18 protein-coding genes are annotated in these 20412 nt (G+C 35.4%); 13 read left to right on the plus strand and 5 right to left on the minus strand.

Going from position 1 to position 20412, the window contains the following annotated elements; genetic code table 11:
* Nucleotides 1-2: 2 nt before the first annotated feature.
* The 12 genes from nuoL (at nucleotide 3) to trpA (ending at nucleotide 13995) form a co-directional block, all read left to right on the plus strand.
* Nucleotides 3-1892, plus strand: coding sequence for an NADH-quinone oxidoreductase subunit L (gene nuoL, locus BMX53_RS02965; protein ID WP_074744563.1), 1890 nt, complete (start codon nucleotides 3-5; stop codon nucleotides 1890-1892).
* Between the two features lie 9 nt (nucleotides 1893-1901).
* Nucleotides 1902-3335, plus strand: coding sequence for a complex I subunit 4 family protein (locus BMX53_RS02970; RefSeq protein WP_074744565.1), 1434 nt, complete (start codon nucleotides 1902-1904; stop codon nucleotides 3333-3335).
* A gap of 52 nt (nucleotides 3336-3387) precedes the next feature.
* Nucleotides 3388-4761: an NADH-quinone oxidoreductase subunit N gene (locus BMX53_RS02975; protein ID WP_074744567.1), complete on the plus strand. Its 1374-nt coding sequence runs from the start codon at nucleotides 3388-3390 to the stop codon at nucleotides 4759-4761.
* A gap of 475 nt (nucleotides 4762-5236) precedes the next feature.
* A complete protein-coding gene (locus tag BMX53_RS02980; protein ID WP_074744569.1) occupies nucleotides 5237-6022 on the plus strand; it encodes a lipopolysaccharide kinase InaA family protein in 786 nt (261 codons plus the stop codon).
* 428 nt (nucleotides 6023-6450) lie between these two features.
* Nucleotides 6451-7416 (plus strand): carbohydrate kinase family protein, encoded by a 966-nt coding sequence (locus BMX53_RS02985; RefSeq protein ID WP_038985939.1) that lies wholly within the window; start codon nucleotides 6451-6453, stop codon nucleotides 7414-7416.
* A gap of 268 nt (nucleotides 7417-7684) precedes the next feature.
* Nucleotides 7685-9070, plus strand: a complete 1386-nt coding sequence (locus tag BMX53_RS02990) for an anthranilate synthase component I family protein (protein ID WP_074744571.1) — start codon at nucleotides 7685-7687, stop codon at nucleotides 9068-9070.
* Nucleotides 9071-9073: 3 nt separating this feature from the next.
* Nucleotides 9074-9634: an anthranilate synthase component II gene (locus BMX53_RS02995; RefSeq protein ID WP_074744573.1), complete on the plus strand. Its 561-nt coding sequence runs from the start codon at nucleotides 9074-9076 to the stop codon at nucleotides 9632-9634.
* Nucleotides 9635-9638: 4 nt separating this feature from the next.
* Nucleotides 9639-10631 carry an anthranilate phosphoribosyltransferase gene (trpD, locus tag BMX53_RS03000; RefSeq protein ID WP_074744575.1) on the plus strand — a complete coding sequence of 331 codons (993 nt, stop codon included), beginning with the start codon at nucleotides 9639-9641 and terminating at the stop codon, nucleotides 10629-10631.
* A complete protein-coding gene (gene trpC / locus BMX53_RS03005; RefSeq protein WP_074744577.1) occupies nucleotides 10628-11416 on the plus strand; it encodes an indole-3-glycerol phosphate synthase TrpC in 789 nt (262 codons plus the stop codon). The genes trpD and trpC overlap by 4 nt, the downstream gene beginning before the upstream one ends.
* 6 nt (nucleotides 11417-11422) lie before the next feature.
* A complete protein-coding gene (locus tag BMX53_RS03010; protein ID WP_074744579.1) occupies nucleotides 11423-12058 on the plus strand; it encodes a phosphoribosylanthranilate isomerase in 636 nt (211 codons plus the stop codon).
* Nucleotides 12045-13232, plus strand: coding sequence for a tryptophan synthase subunit beta (gene trpB / locus BMX53_RS03015; RefSeq protein ID WP_074744581.1), 1188 nt, complete (start codon nucleotides 12045-12047; stop codon nucleotides 13230-13232). The genes BMX53_RS03010 and trpB overlap by 14 nt, the downstream gene beginning before the upstream one ends.
* Nucleotides 13225-13995, plus strand: a complete 771-nt coding sequence (gene trpA, locus BMX53_RS03020) for a tryptophan synthase subunit alpha (RefSeq protein ID WP_074744583.1) — start codon at nucleotides 13225-13227, stop codon at nucleotides 13993-13995. Before trpB ends, trpA begins: the two co-directional genes overlap by 8 nt.
* A 122-nt stretch (nucleotides 13996-14117) precedes the next feature.
* On the opposite strand, the gene BMX53_RS03025 is transcribed toward trpA, so the two are convergent.
* From BMX53_RS03025 to BMX53_RS03040, 4 genes are all read right to left on the minus strand, one after another.
* Entirely contained in the window at nucleotides 14118-14249 is a 132-nt protein-coding gene (locus BMX53_RS03025) for a FeoB-associated Cys-rich membrane protein (protein ID WP_074744585.1), read from the minus strand.
* Between the two features lie 6 nt (nucleotides 14250-14255).
* Entirely contained in the window at nucleotides 14256-16364 is a 2109-nt protein-coding gene (feoB, locus tag BMX53_RS03030) for a ferrous iron transport protein B (RefSeq protein ID WP_074744587.1), read from the minus strand.
* A 26-nt stretch (nucleotides 16365-16390) separates the two neighbouring features.
* Nucleotides 16391-16621 carry a FeoA family protein gene (locus BMX53_RS03035; RefSeq protein WP_038985929.1) on the minus strand — a complete coding sequence of 77 codons (231 nt, stop codon included), beginning with the start codon at nucleotides 16619-16621 and terminating at the stop codon, nucleotides 16391-16393.
* A 234-nt stretch (nucleotides 16622-16855) separates the two neighbouring features.
* Nucleotides 16856-17563, minus strand: coding sequence for an SCO family protein (locus BMX53_RS03040; RefSeq protein WP_038985928.1), 708 nt, complete (start codon nucleotides 17561-17563; stop codon nucleotides 16856-16858).
* 161 nt (nucleotides 17564-17724) lie between these two features.
* Between BMX53_RS03040 and BMX53_RS03045 the strand changes: the two genes are divergently transcribed.
* Nucleotides 17725-19791 (plus strand): M13 family metallopeptidase, encoded by a 2067-nt coding sequence (locus tag BMX53_RS03045; protein WP_074744589.1) that lies wholly within the window; start codon nucleotides 17725-17727, stop codon nucleotides 19789-19791.
* Between the two features lie 118 nt (nucleotides 19792-19909).
* Here the strand turns inward: BMX53_RS03045 and BMX53_RS03050 are convergent, their stop codons facing one another.
* The gene (locus BMX53_RS03050; protein WP_038985926.1) at nucleotides 19910-20404 is read right to left on the minus strand and encodes a hypothetical protein; all 495 of its coding nucleotides are present in this window, start codon (nucleotides 20402-20404) and stop codon (nucleotides 19910-19912) included.
* Nucleotides 20405-20412: the final 8 nt, after the last annotated feature.

Raw genomic sequence — 20412 nt, forward strand, 5'->3', positions numbered from 1 at the left:
GCATGGATACAAACGTAATTTTACTTTTATTATTGACTCCTTTATTAGGGTCTCTAATTAATCTTTTCTTTGGAAAGAAGCTAGGTAATAGTGCTGGAATGATAGCTACCCTTGCAGTTTTAATTTCATTCATTATTACAATCATTGCATTTGTACAAGTAACAAGTACAAATGAACCAATACAAGCTAATCTATTCAATTGGATATCAACTGCAAGGTTTGACATCTCTTTTGGATTCTTACTTGATCAACTTTCATTATTATGGTTATTATTCGTAACAGGTATTGGTACACTGATACACTGGTACTCTACTAGCTATATGAAAGGTGATGAGAACTATGCTAAGTTCTTTGGATACCTTAACTTGTTTATCTTCTTTATGGTAGTTCTAGTTACAGGTAGCAACTTACTTATCACATTCATCGGATGGGAAGGTGTTGGACTATGTTCATACTTACTTATCGGATTCTGGCATAAGAACCAATCTTATAACGATGCAGCTAAGAAAGCATTCATTATGAACCGTATAGGAGACTTAGGTTTCTTAGTAGGGGTATTTATATTAGCTTTCTTATTCCAGTCATTAGATTATATGACTATTAAAGAAGCTATCTTAAGTGGTACTAATCACCAAGTAAATACTTGGGTTGGATATGCTGCACTAGCTTTATTTATCGGAGCTGTTGGTAAGAGTGCACAGATACCATTATACACATGGTTACCTGATGCGATGGCAGGACCAACTCCTGTATCTGCATTAATCCACGCTGCAACAATGGTAACAGCTGGTATATTCTTAATTACTAGATTAAACTTCGTATTTGACCTTGCACCACAAGTGCAAAATATAATTGCTATCGTAGGTGCTTTCACTGCTCTATTCGCTGCAACTATTGGTCTAGTACAAAACGATATCAAAAAAGTATTAGCTTACTCTACAGTATCTCAATTGGGATTAATGTTTATGGCTATTGGTTTTGGCGCATACGAGATTGCAGTATTCCACGTGATTACACATGCTTTCTTTAAAGCTTGTTTATTCCTTGGATCTGGATCTGTTATTCACGCTATGGGTGGAGAACAAGACATGCGTAAAATGGGAGGATTACAACCATTTATGAAGATAACTTACGCTACCTTCTTAATCGCTACTTTAGCAATCTCAGGATTCCCTTTAATGTCAGGTTTCTTCTCTAAAGACGAGATCTTATTAACAGCTTTTAATCACAATATCGTTCTTTACGCTATTGGTTCATTAGCTTCTGTTATGACTGCATTCTATATGTTCAGATTATTCTTCTTAACATTCAAAAAAGGATTCAGAGGAACTCAAGAACAAAAGAACCATTTACACGAGAGTCCAGCTTCAATGACTACTCCATTAATCATCTTAGCTACACTATCTATCTTCGGTGGATTAATCAGCTTACCTAATGGTTACTCATGGTTAAACGAGTACTTAAAACCTGTAATTGTAAACACAGTTACAGCACATGGACATGATCTAGGAGTGTTAGAATACTCTCTAATGGGAGTAGCTACTATTGGATTCTTAATCGGTTTAGGTTTAGCATTCAATAAATATATTCAGAAAAGTGAAGTCCCTCAAGAAGACGAACAAATCGTTGGTTTCCACAAAGTACTTTACAACAAATACTATATCGATGAAATCTATCAAAAAGCAATTGTAAATCCTATTTACAACTTAGCAACATTCTTAAGAGATGTAGTAGAAGTAGCTTTATCTGGAACTATATTTGGTTTAGGAAAGATAGCAGACGGATTATCTCTACAAGGTAAAAAAGCACAAAACGGTAATATCGGATTGTATTTATTCGCCTTTGTATTCGGAATCTGTTTGATTTTATATTATTTATTCATTGCAAGATAACTTAGAGAGATGAACGTAACTATATTATTATTAACGTTATTAGTCGGAGCTATAGCAACTTATTTCGTAGGTAAACAATCTGCTGCTAAAGTAGCTTTGCTATTTGGACTAGTTGCTTTTGTAGAAACTTTAGTTCTAATCTGTTCACATACTTCTGGAGTTGACACAGGATATGTAACGCAATGGATGACTAACCCTAATATCCACATCGCCTTTAGAGCAGATGGATTAGGATTAGCTTTAGTTTTACTAACGACAGCATTAACTCCAGTGATTATATTATCATCACTAGGAGATCACATAGAGAAATCTAATACATTCTATGCACTAGTAATGTTTATGTCATTTGCTATGACAGGAACATTCTTAGCATCAGACGGATTCTTATACTACATCTTCTGGGAGTTATCATTACTACCTATTTACTTCATTGCATTACTATGGGGGAATGATACTTTCGAAGCACGTAAAAAAGCAATCTTCAAGTTCTTTATCTACACATTTGCAGGTTCATTATTCATGTTAGTTGGGTTTATTTACCTATACCAACGTGCAGGAAGCTTTATGCTATTAGACCTTTATAATGTACAATTAACAGCTACAGAACAGTATTGGATATTCTTAGCATTCTTTATTGCTTATGCAATTAAGATTCCAGTATTCCCATTCCACACATGGCAGGCATCTACATACGAGAAAGCTCCTACAGTAGGTACTATGTTATTAGCAGGGATTATGCTTAAGATGGGATTATACTCTATCATCCGTTGGCAATTACCTATTTCACCTATCGCGGCTAAACAAGTAATGCCTACTATCTTAGTGTTGTGTATTATCGGAGTAGTTTATGGATCTATCGTAGCTTTAAAACAATCGAATATCAAAAGATTCTTTGCTTATTCGTCATTAGCTCACGTTGGACTTATTGCTGCTGGTGCATATTCATTAACACTAGACGGATTAAGAGGAGCAGTATTACAGATGATCGCTCACGGATTTGTGATCGTAGGATTATTCTTCGTAGCAGAAATGATCTATAAACGTTACCAAACAAGAATGATTGGTGAAATGGGAGGTATTAGACAACAAGCTCCTAAATTTGCCTCATTATTTATGATATTAATGTTTGCTTCGATTGGATTACCAGGTACATTCAGTTTCATCGGAGAGTTCAACTTACTTTTCGGTTTATCACAAGTTAATATTTGGTATGCAGTAGTAGGAGGTTCTTCTATCATCCTAGGAGCGTTCTACATGCTTAGAATGTTCCAAAAATCAATGTTAGGAGAGACTAATGCAAAACCATTTGCAGATGTAACTACTAAAGAAGCGGTAGTATTAGGTGTATTAGTAGTAGCTGTAATATTCTTCGGTATATTCCCACAGCCACTATCTGACTTAATCACACCTAGTTTGACTGAAATAATATCTTATATTAAGTAATAAATAGTAAGGAGTCAGTATAACTGATGAATTTAATTCCAAAATAGAACAAATGAATACATTAATAGCAATTGGAGTATTAGCGGTTTTAGTACTTGTACTAGAGATCATCAATTTGCGCAAAGTAGTCATCCCTGCGACACTTCTAGGTCTACTAGGTATCTTAGGGTATACTGTATGTAATATTGATGTGACACAAGCGTATTATAACAATATGTTTGTGAGTACTAACTTTTCTAACGCATTTTCATCTTTATTTATCGCCTTAACTATTTTCTTAGTAGCATTAAGTAAAGATTTTTATAAAACAGAATTATCAAAAATATCAGACTACATCTCATTAAAGTTATTCTTATTAATGGGAGCTATGTGTATGGTTGCCTTTGGTAATATGGCTATGTTCTTCTTAGGACTTGAGATCTTATCTATCACATTATACATCCTATGTGGTACAGATCGCAAAAACATTAAGAGTAACGAATCAGCTATGAAGTACTTCCTTTTAGGATCATTCGCTTCAGGAGTAGTATTATTTGGTATCGCTCTAGTATATGGTGCTACAGGGTCTTTTGACATCGTAACGATTAAAAACTTAGCCTTCTCTACAGCTATGCCAGTATGGTATGCTTTAGGAGTAGCTATGATCATCATCGGTATGTTGTTTAAAGTAGCAGCTGTACCATTCCACTTCTGGGCACCAGACGTATACCAAGGGGCTCCTAGCTTAACTACGGCACTAATGAGCACATTAGTAAAAGTAGCAGCAGTGGCAACGCTATACAGAATGAGCAAATACCTATTCGGAGGACTATCTACAGACATCATTAATGTTATCGTAGTTATCGCTATACTTACGATGACAGTAGGTAATATCATGGCTATTCGCCAAGACAACATGAAGCGTCTATTAGCATACTCTGGTATATCTCATGCTGGGTTTATGATGATGGCACTTACAGCGTTAAGCACTGCAGATGCTAACCTATTCTACTACGCATCAGCATATGCTGTAGCAGGTATCGCAGCATTTACAGTATTAATCGCAGTAACTAAAAACAAGGATAACGAACAAATCTCTAATTTCAACGGATTAGCTAAGAAAAACCCACTACTAGCAGTAATACTATCTATAGCATTACTATCTATGGGAGGTATACCTATCTTCGCAGGATTCTTTGGTAAGTTCTTCTTGTTCTCACAAGCAATTAACAACGGGTTTATAACACTAGTTATCTTCGGGGTGATTAACTCATTCATAAGTATCTATTACTACCTTAAAGTGATCGTAGCGATGTACTCTTCTACAGAAGAAGAAACTGCTACTATCGAAGTACCACTAGCGTATAAAGTAGTAGGTGTTGCAGCTATCGCAATCAACATTATCATTGGACTTTGTCCGTCGATCTTGTTAAACCTTATTCCATAAGAACAAATAAATAACAACTCGATAGATTACGAATAGGAGAGCATTTAACTTTAAATGCTCTCCTATTTTTTTATACCTATACCTTATCCCCTCTCAGTCCTTTTACTGAGCAATACTTTATTCTCAAATTATGCACTCTCTTAATGACTAAAAAACAACATTTTAGTACTAAAAATCTAAATTGCATAAAAGTGATATAAACTCAAAAATCACAATATCCTCACTACCCTAAATCCATAAAACACACTCAACACAATCCATCAATTACAAAACCTGAACTATTAGAATAGAAGATTAGTTTAATCTTACTACAAAAGTTAAAAAGTCAACCTTAAAAAACCAGATAACTTACTATAAACACCTCATCAACAAAAACACAACACACTAATAAACAACAAAATACAAACAAAACCTCTGAAAATTCAGTTTCCTAAATACTCATTAACTTCAACACTTAATTGTAATTACTTTTTATATGAAGAAGTTGAAAGTAAATGCAATAATACATCCTCAATTCAAAAATAAACAACAAGAACTAACTAACATTATTCAAGCCTATGATGCACTAACTACTTATATCGCCAAAGGAACTCGAAATACCATAAAGCTTGCAACTCTGTCTGACGGTACTCAAATAGCAATCAAGTCCTTTAAACGACCTAATTTTATTAATCGCTATGTCTACACATTTCTGCGAAAGCCGAAAGGACTCAGGTCATACGAACACGCAGACCAATTAGATCAATTAGGTATCAAGACACCTAAAGGTATAGCCTACTTCGAATACAGTAGCAACGGAGCCCTTATAGACTCATATTACATATCAGAATACATACAGGCAGATATTACCTATAGAGATATAGACGAACATCAGGATTGTCCTCAGAGAGAACTAGTTTTACAGAAATTTGTTGAATTCACTTTTAAACTACATGAGAAAGGAATCAACTTCTTAGACCACTCTCCAGGAAACACCCTGATCAAAGCTAAAGACAATGGTGAATTTGACTTCTATCTAGTAGACATTAACCGAATGAAGTTTAACCAAGAGATGAGTTTTTCTAACCGAATGAAAAACTTATCACACCTGACTACTAACATTCACGATATCGAGAAGATGGCCACGCACTATGCGCTACTTATCGGTAAGAGTTCTAGAGATGTCTTTATCAAACTATGGTTAGAAACCATCAAGTTTCAATATCGATTCTACAAGAAAAAAGCGATAAAAAACAAAGTAAAGAAGATGTATTATCAATAGCATTTGAACAGCTCTGCTAGCAGAGCTGTTTTTTTGTTTCATTGCCCACTTTTGACCTCATTTGGAGTTTATGGCTAATAAATCCTTTTTTGGCCATTTATGAAGCAACACAAAACAAACAACATACTATATATCAACAATTTACATAAATTAAATTCCATATTGTTTGGATACTGTTCGGTAATTCCTAGTATTTACTTGGGATGAGCACCCGTTTTCAAAATCATACCAAACTCGTACCCAAACCATCTCCTATCCACTACACTTCCAAACCTCATCACAATAACGAGCTAAAAAGGATACTTTTTGACTAAACATCCAAATATTTTCAATGAATAAACAACATTGTCAATATTTATCACGTTATTTAACATCAAACAAGATTTTCGTATCTTAGTGATGTCAAATTTATATAAGAATTACTCTTTATGTCAGATAATACTCAGAGACCATTGGTTGTATGTTTTGGTGAAATACTTTGGGACATCTTCCCTACTTACAAAAAGATTGGTGGAGCCCCACTTAACGTAGCATATCATTTACATAAGATGAATATAGACTCTCATATCATTACTAAACTAGGAAATGATGATGGGGGACAAAAAATCTTATCTAGACTTAAAGAAGTAGACGCCTGTACAAAATATATTCAAGTAGACCCAGCTCAAAAAACAGGTACTGTATTCGCTACATTTGATGATAAAAATGAAGCTAGTTATGAATTTTTAAAGAATAGTGCCTGGGACTTCATCGATTTTAAACAAGAAGACTATGACCTAGTCGCTCAGTCTGACGCATTCGTATTCGGTACATTAGCCAGTAGAACGGCTCATACACGAGAGACTCTGCACAAGCTACTAGATGCAGCTAAGTATAAGGTATATGATGTCAACTTTAGACCGCCTCACTACGATCTAGATGCAGTAATAGAGCTAATGCATAAAGCAGATTTATTAAAGATGAACAAGTTTGAGTTAAAAGAAGTTTTGACTCATTTAGAACAACCGTATACAACAGAAGAAGAAGCTATCAAGTTTGCTCAGAAGCACTTTAACTGTGATGAGATTATCGTATCTAAAGGTGATAAAGGAGGAATGTATCTCAATAAAGAGATGCTGTATAGCTTTCCAGCAGTAGACATAGTGATTAGAGATACAGTAGGTAGCGGTGATTCCTTCTTAGCAGGATTCCTAGCTGCTAAGTTACGAGGAGATGATCCTATAAGAGTGATTAAGAGAGCCGCTTCACTAGGAGCCTTTGTCACTTCACATACAGGTGCAAATCCAGAATATGAAACAGAAGATTTTGAGTTATTTTACCAAGATACTATTTTCAAAGACGAACTAATTACGTGCAAAAACATATTAGAAGAGGCTAAAAACCCAGTAAAATAGGGAAAAATGCACTTTTTTTAAAAAAATGTCATTGATATTAAAAAAAATTATAATTTAGCACTCATAACAAGAAACAAAAAATGAATACACAATTCTTAAATACTAATTGGTGGTGGCTAGCTAAATCCTATCAGGGTTCGGTTGGACGTACTTTGTATTTAAGTTGTGATATATTATAGATAGATTATATAACAATTATATATACGAGAAGCCTGCTAGGAACCCCTAGCAGGCTTTTTTTATGCACTAAACTCAAAGAAAATTAAAGATGAAACTTCACATTAATCACAAAAAAATACTAGGAGACCTTTACACTCCTATCGAGATTTACCTAAAGCTTAGAGACAAATTTTCTAACAGCTTCTTATTAGAGAACTCTAGTAACCACTCTAGAGAAAACAGCTGTTCCTACATCTGCTTTGAGCCGATCATGTCTTACATCGTAGACGCTAAGCACACTACAGTACAGACATTAGAGCAGACTACGACTTACCCTACTGCAGATATAGATGTACTGGAGCAGCTACAAGCCTTTATCAAAGGGATAGATGTAGAAAACATCACAGTGTATGAGCAGCTAAAGGCAGGTATATATGGGTATACGAGCTATGATAGCATACCGCTAGTACACGACATACAGTTTAAACCTGCTGATACGACTTTACCACTTATGCAGTATCACTTCTTTAAATATGTTATTGTATATGACCACTATAAGAACGAGTTACACCTAGTAGAATATACTACAGCAAATGAGACTAGTCAATTAGACAAAATACACAGTTACTTAAACACAAATAGCATTACGCCATACCCGTTTAAGGCTATAGATAGCCCTAGTACTCCTTACACAGATGACGAGTTCTTAGATATTATCAGACGAGGTAAAGAGCATTGTTTTAGAGGAGATGTATTTCAATTAGTACTCTCGCGCAAATATAAACAAGGTTTTACAGGGGATGAGTTTAATGTTTATAGAGCACTTCGTTCTATCAATCCTTCTCCTTATCTATTCTACTTTGACTACGGTTCGTTTAAAATATTCGGATCATCGCCAGAAGCTCAGGTTGTGGTAAAAGATAATAAAGCTTATGTCAACCCTATCGCAGGTACATTTAGAAAGACAGAAGACAAGGCACAGAATGAGTTGCTAACACAAAAACTACTAGACGATCCTAAAGAGAATGCAGAACATGTGATGCTAGTAGACTTAGCTAGAAATGACTTAAGTATTACAGGAAATGAAGTAACTGTAGAGCAATACAAAACTGTAGAACAGTACTCCCATGTGATACACCTAGTCTCTAAGGTGAGTGCATCTGTAGATATGGAACGCGATAGCCTTAAGGTATTCACAGATACCTTCCCTGCAGGTACATTATCAGGAGCCCCTAAACATAAAGCGATGGAGCTTATAGATAAATATGAGCCAGAAAATAGAGGATTCTATGGAGGAACAATAGGCTTTATCACCTTAGATGGAGGAATTAACCATGCCATCTTTATCCGCTCAGCACTGAGCTATCAGAATGAGATACACTATCAGGCGGGATGTGGTATAGTGACTAAGTCAGACGATTTATCAGAATTAAAAGAAATAGAAAACAAACTAAGCGCTATCACACAAGCCATCAGTGAAGCACAAAACATATAAGTTATGAGAGTATTAGTAATCGACAACTATGATTCGTTTATCTATAATGTGATACACATCCTAAAGGAACTAGGTATAAAGGATATAGATGTAGTGAAAAACGACAAAATAGAGATCACTTCTATAGATAACTATGACAAGATTATTTTATCTCCTGGTCCAGGCATTCCCTCTGAGGCAGGTAAGCTAATGGAGGTCATAGCCTATGCTGCTCCCCATAAGGATATACTAGGTATCTGTCTAGGACATCAGGCTATAGGAGAGTATTATGGACATAACCTTAAGAGATTAGCAGCTCCCCTACATGGTATCTCATCTCCTATACAGTTAGCTGTATCAGATACACTCTTTGCTAATGTAGCTGATCATTCTCCTATCGCACATTATCACTCGTGGGTTATAGAGGAAAGTGATAGCGAGCTAGATATCACTGCCTATGATGAGCATCAGAATATTATGGCGCTAAAGCATCGCTCGCTAAATATCAGAGGAGTACAGTTTCACCCAGAGTCTATCCTCACTACTTACGGCAAAGAGATTATTAAAAATTGGATTAAAAACTAAGGTTATGAAAGAGACATTAAATCACCTAATACAACATAAGACATTAACTACAGATCAGGCTAAAGATATTGTTATCAATATGGCTAATGATCAATACTCAGACGCTCAGATGGCAGCTCTATTGACCACGTTTATCATGAGACCGATTACGCTAGATGAGTTAAGAGGATTTAGAGAAGGAATGCTACTTCTGGCCAATAAGGTAGATCTATCAGACTATAATCCTATGGATCTATGCGGTACAGGTGGAGATGGTAAAGACACCTTTAATATATCTACTCTATCTTCATTCATCACTGCTGGTGCAGGTGTACCAGTAGCTAAACATGGTAACTATGGAGTGTCTTCTATATCTGGGTCTTCTAGCGTGATGGAGATGCTAGGTATCCCATTTAAAAGTACAGAAGCTGAATTAAAAGAGCAGTTAGAGGCTGCTAATATCTGCTTCCTTCACGCACCCTTATTTCATCCTGCTATGAAGCGTATCGCTCCAGTCCGCAAGGCATTAGGAGTTAAGACGTTCTTTAATATGCTAGGCCCTCTGACTAATCCTGCTCAACCTAAGGTTCAGCTAGTAGGTCTGTTTAATCTAGAGTTACTGCGTATGTATAAGTATTTCTTACAGGCAGAGAATACACAGTATAGCATCATCCACGCCTTAGATGGTTATGATGAATGTAGTCTGACTAAAACAGTAAAACTGATTAATAACAAAGAAGAAAAGATTATAGATGCTGCTTACTTTAATACACTTCCAGTATTAGAAGAAGATATCAAAGGAGGAAGAACAGTGGAAGAATCAGCTTATATCTTCTGGCAGATACTTAAAGGCAAAGGTACATCTGCTCAGAACGAAGTTGTACTTGCGAATAGTGCCCTTGCCATAAATACCTATTACCCTGAACTAAGTATTCTAGAAGCTAAAGAGAAAGCGACAGAATCTTTATTTGGAGGAAAAGCAAAACAGACATTTGAGATATTAAAAGATTTGAGATGAAAATACTAGAAAAAATAAAAGCACATAAGCTTATCGAGATACAACAGAGAAAGCAAATAAAGAGCATAGAACAGCTTAAACTATCTGAGCTATATAACAGAGTATCAATAGACTTTAAGGCTAGTATACTGTCTAAAAACAACAGAGCCATCATCGCTGAGTTTAAGAGACAGTCTCCTTCTAAAGGAGTGATTCACCCAGATGCTGATGTTATCTCGATAGTAAAGGGGTATGAATCTAATGGAGCTGCAGCACTGTCGATACTAAACGATAATCACTTCTTCGGGGCATTAGAGACAGACTTTGCTAATGCTAGAGCATCTGTAAACCTTCCATTGCTACAAAAGGATTTTATTCTCGATGAATATCAATTAGTAGAGGCAAAAGCAATAGGAGCTGATGCTATCTTATTAATCGCAAAGATGCTCCCAGTAGAACGTATAAAGGTACTTGCAGACTATGCACATCAATTAGGGTTACAGGTACTGCTAGAAACGCATACTGAACAAGAGATACTAGATCACTTACATACTGAGTTTGATCTTATAGGGATAAATAATAGAGACCTTAACACCTTTGAGGTAAATATAAAGCACAGTATAGCTCTAGCTAATCTACTACCTCAACAAGCAGTGAAGATAGCAGAAAGCGGTATACAAGACGCTAATACTTTACTCGAATTGGCAAACAATGGTTTCTCTGGTTTCTTAATGGGTGAATACTTTATGAAGACTGCTAATCCTGCAGAACAGTTAAATGCGTTACAACAAGAAATCAGGAGGTAGTCATAGATGAAAAAGATAAAGATATGTGGAATGTTTGATCCTAAGAATATCGATACCATCAGTCAAGAAGATATCGATCTTATGGGGTTCATATTTTATTCTAAGTCTAAACGCTATGTGCGAGAAGATATCAACAAGGCTGTTGATAACCTACCTCAACATATCAAAAAGGTAGGTGTATTCGTCAATGCAACTAGAGAAGAGGTAATTAAACGAATAACTCAATATCACTTAGATTATGTACAACTACACGGTGACGAAAGCCCAGAAGATTGTGCGTATTATAAAGATAAAGGTATTAAGGTAATCAAAGCCTTTTCTATTGGACAAGTTGCAGATTTAGAAATGGTAGCTCCTTACAGTAACTACTGTGATCTATTTATATTCGATACTCCTACTTCGGATTATGGTGGTAGTGGATTATCATTTGACTGGGATGTATTAAAACATTATCGCCAAGATACCCCCTATCTACTAAGTGGAGGACTAGGATTACATAACATAGAGTCTGCCTTACTATTACGAGATGATAGATTAATAGGATTTGACCTCAACAGTAAATTAGAAAACGATCAACATCATAAAGACATAACACTAGTGAGAGAGCTAGTCAAAAATATACGAGAATATGAAAGAATTTAATCCAAACGAACAAGGATACTACGGCGAATACGGAGGTGCATTTATCCCTGAGATGCTCTATAAAAATGTATCTGACTTACAAGAGAAATACTTAGAGATTATACAGACAGAAGATTTTCAGCAGGAGCTTAACCAGTTGCTTAAAGATTATGTAGGAAGACCTACTCCTCTATTCTACTCTGCTAACTTATCAGCTAAATACAAAGCTAAGATCTATCTAAAGAGAGAAGATCTAAACCATACGGGTGCTCATAAGATAAACAATACAATAGGGCAAGTTCTATTAGCAAAACGCTTAGGTAAAAAGAGAATTATAGCAGAGACAGGTGCGGGACAGCATGGAGTAGCTACTGCTACTACGTGTGCATTGTTAAACTTAGAGTGCACAGTATTTATGGGAGCTCACGATATAGAACGTCAAAAGCCAAATGTAGAACGTATGCGCATGTTAGGGGCTAAAGTAGTAGCGGCAGAGAGTGGTAGTAAAACATTAAAGGATGCAACTAACGAGGCTATTAGAGAATGGATAAATAACCCACAAGAGACTTACTATGTGATTGGTTCTGTAGTAGGTCCTCACCCTTATCCTGATATGGTAGCTAAGTTTCAATCTATTATCAGCAAGGAGATTAAGGTACAACTAGAAGAACAGGAAGGCACACCTAATCCTGACTATGTGGTAGCTTGTGTAGGTGGTGGTAGTAATGCTATGGGAGCATTCTATCATTTTATAGACAATGGTCATACTAATCTTATCGCGGTAGAGGCTGCTGGTAAAGGAGTGAATACTGGACAAACTGCAGCTACTATAGCTCTAGGTAAACAAGGTATTATCCACGGTAGTAAAACTTATCTTATACAAACTGAAGACGGGCAGATTATAGAGCCTTACTCTATCTCTGCTGGATTAGATTACCCTGGTATAGGACCTGCACACGCTTATCTAAGTGATATGGGCAAGATAACTGTGGGTAGTATCACTGATGACGAGGCTATCAAGGCGGCTTTTGAACTAACACGTATAGATGGTATCATACCCGCTCTAGAGTCTGCTCATGCATTAGCCTACTTAAATAAGATGAACTTAAAAGAAAGTGATATCGTAGTAGTGAACTTATCAGGACGTGGAGATAAAGACATGATTACTTACTCTAAATACTTTAACCATGAATAACAGAATTAATACACTCTTCTCTGAGAAGAAATCTAATATACTTTCGATATACTTCACTGCAGGTTATCCTGCATTAGACGACACGATGACTATCTTAAAGAATCTAGATACAGCAGGTGTTGATCTAGCAGAGATAGGAATGCCATTCTCTGATCCATTAGCAGATGGTCCAGTGATACAGCACAGCAGCGAACAGGCATTACTAAATGGTATTACAATAGCAAGATTATTTGAGCAGCTAAAAGAGATGAGACAACACATTACTATGCCTATTGTATTAATGGGATACCTTAACCCTGTAATGCGATATGGTGTAGAAGCTTTCTTAGCCAAATGTGCAGAGGTAGGTGTAGATGGTATTATCTTACCTGATCTACCTATGGATTACTATCTGTCACACTTTAAGACTCACTGTGAATATTATAATATCAGTAATATTATGTTGATAAGTAATGATACTTCTGTAGAACGAGTACGCCAGATAGATGAGCAGACTAACGGATTTATATACCTAGTGTCTTCTAATGGTACTACAGGTTCTAATAAATCACTAGAAAGCCAACAGGATTATTACAGACATATACGAAGCCTAGAGCTAAATAATCCAGCTTTAATAGGTTTTGGCGTAAGAGATAAGCAGACGTATGAATTAACTAATCAATACAGTTCTGGGGCGATAATAGGTACAGCATTTATGAAGCACATTAGTGAACATGGGATAGATACAGATTCAATACAAAACTTCGTAAAAGGTATTAGATAATTAATACTGTCCCTATTATAACACATTCATCTCAATTAACTAATTGTTCCCCTAACAAAACCACAAATACAAAAAAAGGCAGTCTGATCAGACTGCCTTTATATTTTATCAAAGGTTATACCTTAAGAACATCCGCAGCTACCTCCGCCACAAGAACCTTTCTTCTTATTATTACCTTTCCAAAAACCTTTTTTAATGATATACCCTAGTGCAATAATTACAATTGCATAGGCAATTATTTCTTGGTATCCCATATTGTTTTATTTTAAAAGTTGATATGCTATAAGTGCTGCAACATAAGCTAGAACTGTCATAAATACCAATTGGTAAATAGTCCACTTCCATGACTTAGTTTCTCTTCTCACAATTGCTACTGTAGCTGTACACTGCATTGCAAAAGCATAAAAGAACATCAGTGATACTCCACTCGCTAGTGTAAACACTGGCTGGCCAGTATCTGGCCATATCTCAGCTGCCATCTTTTGTTTAATACGTCCGTCCTCGTCATTCTCATCACCAGAACCTACGTTATAAATAGTACCTAGTACACCTACGAAGATTTCACGTCCTACGAAAGATGATAATACTGCGATACCTACCTTCCAGTCATACCCTAATGGTTTGATTACTGGTTCTATTGTTTTTCCAAGAATACCAATGTAAGAGTTCTCTAACTTATAACTAGCTATATGCTCGCTTAGTTCTTCTTCACTTACTTCTTTATCTTGATATACTTCTGTGATATGTTGTTCTGCATTCTCAAAACGCTCTCCTGGTCCGTGTGCACCTAAGAACCAAATAATAATAGATAATACAAAGATGATCTTACCAGCACCTACTACGAATGCTTTAGTCTTCTCATACATATTTACTACTACGTTCTTGATAATTGGAGTACGGTAGTTAGGCATCTCGATTACGAAGTAAGATTTGCGCTCACTCTTAATATATTTACTTAAAGCCCAAGAAGAAACTAATGCTGCTAAAAATCCGATTAGATAGAACAGTGTTAGTGTTAATCCTTGTATACTCAAGAAACCGAAAATACGGGTATCTGGAATAACTAAAGCAATAATGATAATATATACTGGAATACGTGCTGAACACGTTGTAAACGGTGTCACAAGTATTGTAATCAATCTCTCTTTTGGATTCTCGATATTACGAGCAGACATAATAGCTGGGATAGCACATGCATTACCTGAGATAAGAGGCACAACTGACTTACCACTTAATCCAAATGGACGCATCAACTTATCCATTAAGAATACTACTCTACTCATATATCCTGTCTCCTCTAGGATAGAGATAAACATAAACAAGATAGCAATCTGTGGAATGAAAGGCATTACCCCTCCAATACCTGGTACGATACCATCTGCTATAAGATCAGTAAGTTTACCTGGTTCCATTACTTCATGTACCCAAGTGCTAAGATTAGCAAACTGCTCATCTATCCAATCCATTGGAATACTAGACCATTCAAAAATAGCCTGAAACACCAACATCATAATAAAGAAGAAGATAAGATATCCATACACTTTATGTGTAAGAATTCTATCAACTTTAGTACGAATATCACTAGCTTTATTTACATCACGTGAGTAAGTCTCTTTTAAAGCATCATTGATAAATTGGTAACGCTTAATAGTCTTCTTATGCTGAAGCTTCTTGATTTCATTCTCAGACAAATGAATCCCTTTAGCTTCTATTTCTTTCTTACCAATATTTCCAATCTTGATATCTTGTGAATAAATCATCCACAGTTTAAATACTGAAAGATTAGAGAATGTCAAAGCAAGTTTACTAAAGAACTCAGTGTCCACAGCCGTAGCGTTAAGACATGGTTCTATAGAAAAGTTTTTATAGTCTAATACAGCTTGTTTTAACTCTTGAATACCAAGTTTCTTCTTAGCACTGATTAAAACAATCTTTGTATTTAATTTCTTTTCTAACTCGGCTATCTTAATACTAATACCTTTCTCCTCCATGTGGTCAGCCATATTAATAGCTAACACAGTAGGGAACCCAAGCTCTTTAACTTGAGTAAACAGTAATAAGTTACGTTTTAAGTTTTCGATATCAGCTACAACAATAGCTACATCTGGATAGTCTTCATTCGTTGGGTCGAACAATAAATCAAGTACGATACGTTCATCTTCAGAACTCGCATTAATACTATATGTACCTGGTAAGTCAATGATAGTAGCGTTCACTTCATCATCTAACTTTGCTACACCAGACTTCTTGTCAACAGTAATACCTGGATAGTTACCTATCTTATGGTTAAGCCCTGTTAAGGCATTGAATACAGAGGTTTTCCCTACGTTAGGATTACCTATTAGGGCAACTTTTATTTTTTTTTTCATTAATTCCTTATAATATCTTAATCTAATTAGCCTACTAGTTCTACTTGAATTTCTCTAGCTAATTCTTTGCGAATAGATAAATGCGTATCGTTGATACACAGATATATTGGATCCCCAAGAGGAGCAACTTCTAAAAGTTCTACGGCGTTACCAGGTAAACATCCCATTTCCAATAATTTTAAAGGAACTTTATGCATATCAAAGTCTGCTATTACTCCTTTTTCATTTCTTTTCAATAAGTCTAAAGTTGTACTCACCTTATTTAGATTTAATTTATATTGCAAATTTAGTCAATTAAAAAGATTTAAGAAGTATTATTTAGATTAAATCTCATAATAAAAACTACTAATCTTCTTATTTACACCTTCTTTAGAACCTTTAAACAGGGTGAAGTGCAAAAAGCAGGCATAATTTTACAAATCTATAGCGAACAAAAAAACCACTTAACATCTAAAGTTAAGTGGTTATATAGATAGTAGACTAAAGTCTTATTACTTCTTACTCTTTTCATGCTCATATAGCCACTGGATATCTTCCCATAGCTGCTGCATATTCTTTGTTTCTTTATCTGGTGTATCTAAATTAGTTCCATCATAGAATCCTCTGATACGACCATTACCATCTACTAGAATAAAGTTTTCTGTATGTACCATATCATACATCTGTTCTGGTGAACCAGTCTTCACTGCTAGATACGAATTACGTGCGATGTAATAAATCTCACGCTTATCACCTGTCACAAAATTCCAAATCTTATCATCAGCTCCTTTGTGTAGTGCATATTCTTTTAATACAGGTACTGTATCAATATCTGGAGTTACAGAGTGAGATAATAATTTAACTCCTGGTAAGGTTTTAATTTTTTCTTGTAACCAAACCATATTATCACTCATAATTGGACAAATCGTTTGACAAGTAGTAAAGAAGAAATCTGCTACATAGATATGCCCCTCGTAATCCTTATTAGTAATAGTATCTCCATTTTGGTTAATAAACTTAAAAGCAGCTATTTTATGCTTTTGTTTATTAGCTTCATGTTGGATTAAACTATCTACCATTTCAGGATTAACCATAGATGGTGTATAGACAGGTAGTGATTTTCTATACTTCAATGCATCATAAAACAAGTACATGATTACAGCACATAAAAGGAAGAAGAAAATAAAAAAGTACTTATATTTCTTGAAAAAGTGTAACATTTTAAATAGAGTTTCGACAAACTTACAAAAACGCTTCCATCTTTAAGGTTAAAGAGTTTATAAATAGAGGAACTCTTATTTCTACCATGGAACTTTACGATAATTAAAGATATTTTCTATTTTTGTTAGAATATCAATAGATACATAATCAATTTTATACTATGAACAAAAGAGTATTATTAACTTCAGCCTTTGCTGTAGTATCATTAGTAGCTTGTAAAGATGCTAAGACTACTGCTGACAAAGAAGATCAAGTAGCTCATGGAATCAACCTAGAATACATGGATAAAAATGTAAAACCTGGTGATGATTTCTTCCGTTATGTAAACGGTGCTTGGTATGACAAAACTGAAATTCCAGACGATAGAACACGTTGGGGAAGTTTTGACGAATTAAGAAAGAACACAGATAAAGACGCTATTGACATCTTAAAAGAGGCTGTAGCTGACACTAAACTTGATCCTAAATCTGATCAAGCAAAAGCTGTGGCTATCTACCAAACATACCTTGATGATGCTAAAAGAAATGAATTAGGTGTTAGTCCACTTAAACCATATTTAGATAAAATCAACGCTATCAAAACTCCTGAAGATGCTACTAAATTAATTAATGAATTAGTTGCTGAAGGAGGCCTTGGGCTTTACTCTATCTACGTTTACGCAGATGCTAAAAACTCACAGGCAAATGCAGTATATCTAAGTACAGGTTCTTTAGGTTTACCTGACCGTGATTACTATGTACTAAACGATAAAGATATTAAAGAAAAACGCGATCAATATGTAGCTCACGTAGCTCGTATGTTAGAATTAGCTGGTGAATCTAAAGAAGAAGCTACTACAGATTCTAAACGTGTATTATCTATCGAAACTAAAATGGCTACACCACGTCTTACTAGAGTAGAGCGTAGAGATAGCCGTCTTACTTATAACCCAATGACAATTGCTGAGTTACAAAAAATTACTCCAGCTGTTGATTGGAATGCATACATTGCTGCTACAGGACTTAAAAATGTAGATAAAGTAATCATATCTCAACCAAAATACATGAAAGCACTTAACGAAATCCTTTCTGCTAAGAATATCGATGAGTTAAAAGCTTATATGAAATGGACTTTAGTAAACGGTAATGCTAGTTACTTATCAACAGATATGGAAAAAGCTAACTGGGAGTTCTATTCTAAAACTTTAGAAGGTGCTAAAGAGCAAAGACCAGTTGACGAAAGAGCTCTTGCTGTAGTTAACGGTACTGTAGGAGAAGCTTTAGGTCAATTATATGTGGCTAAGAAATTCCCTGCTGAAGCTAAAGCTAAAGCACAAGCGATGATTAAAAACGTACTTACAGCTTTCGGTGAGCGTATTAAAGCTTTACCATGGATGGCTGAAGAAACTAAAAAAGGAGCTTTAGAAAAATTAGCTACTACAACAGTTAAGATTGGTTACCCAGACAAATGGGAAGACTACTCAGCTATGGCTATCAAATCTCCTAAAGATGGTGGTAACCACTTCGAAAACATGAAAAATGCAGAGAAATGGGATATTGCTAAAAATATGTCTGACTTCGGAAAACCAGTAGATAAATCTCGTTGGGGTATGGCACCACAAACAGTGAATGCTTACTTCAACCCAATTTATAACGAAATCGTATTCCCAGCAGCTATTTTACAACCTCCATTCTATGATTATAAAGCTGACGAAGCTATCAACTACGGTGGTATCGGAGCAGTAATCGGACACGAGATTTCTCACAGTTTTGATGACTCAGGAGCTCGTTATGACAAAAATGGTAACCTTAACAACTGGTGGACTGATGCTGACTTAGAGCGTTTCACTAAACTAGGTGATGCTTTAGCTGGTCAATACAGTGCTTTAGAGCCACTTCCAGGAGTATTCGTTGATGGTAAGTTCACTTTAGGTGAGAACATCGGAGATTTAGGTGGAGTTAACGCTGCTTATGACGGATTAAAAATCTTCTTAAAAGAAAACGGAGATCCAGGTTTAATTGATGGTTTCACACCTCAACAACGTTTCTTCATTTCTTGGGGAACTATCTGGAGAACTAAAGCTCGTGATGAAGCTATTAAGAATCAAGTTAAAACTGATCCACACGCTCCAGGACACTACAGAGCTTACGTACCTCTTCAAAACGTAGATGCTTTCTATGAAGCATTTGGAATTAAAGAAGGTGATAAATTATATATCAAACCAGAGAACAGAGTTAAAATCTGGTAAGATCACATAAACAAAATGTAATAGGGCTATCTCATTGAGATAGCCCTATTTTTTTACCCTTATACCAAAAACAAATCTAATTATATCTTTATTTCTATATATCAACTTTTGTATTCTTTTACTCGCTTGTAACAGTCTTTATGCAATCATCATCACTCAAACCATCTTTGACACAATAAGTCCCATTTGGCAAACAACCTCCTTGAGATCTACATGTTATTCCTTCAGTTCTAAGTACAAAAGCATTCTTCTCAACAGAATGAACAATATCCAAACCTGTAGTAGCTACAAACCCATCAGCTGAATAAGAACGTAAATAAGGTTTACCCTTTATCGTTTCAATTCTAGTTACAGAATAATTAGCCTGCTTTATATCATATTTTCTAACGAAGTCATTAAACATCTTATTCAACTCGTAGTTGGTAAAATATGCATTAAGGTTATAAGTAGAGCTAGTCGTAAGCTCCTTCGCATCAAAGAAGTCTATAGAAGCAATATCTAAACCTATAAAACTAGCTGGTTTAGCAACTTCTCTTGACTTAGGACTTGTTTTATCAGAGGCATAACTAATACCTACTAAAAACAAAGCAAAAAACAGAATTAATCTTTTCATAATAAATA

The sequence above is a fragment of the Myroides marinus genome (genome assembly GCF_900109075.1).
GTDB classification, from domain to species: domain Bacteria; phylum Bacteroidota; class Bacteroidia; order Flavobacteriales; family Flavobacteriaceae; genus Flavobacterium; species Flavobacterium marinum_A.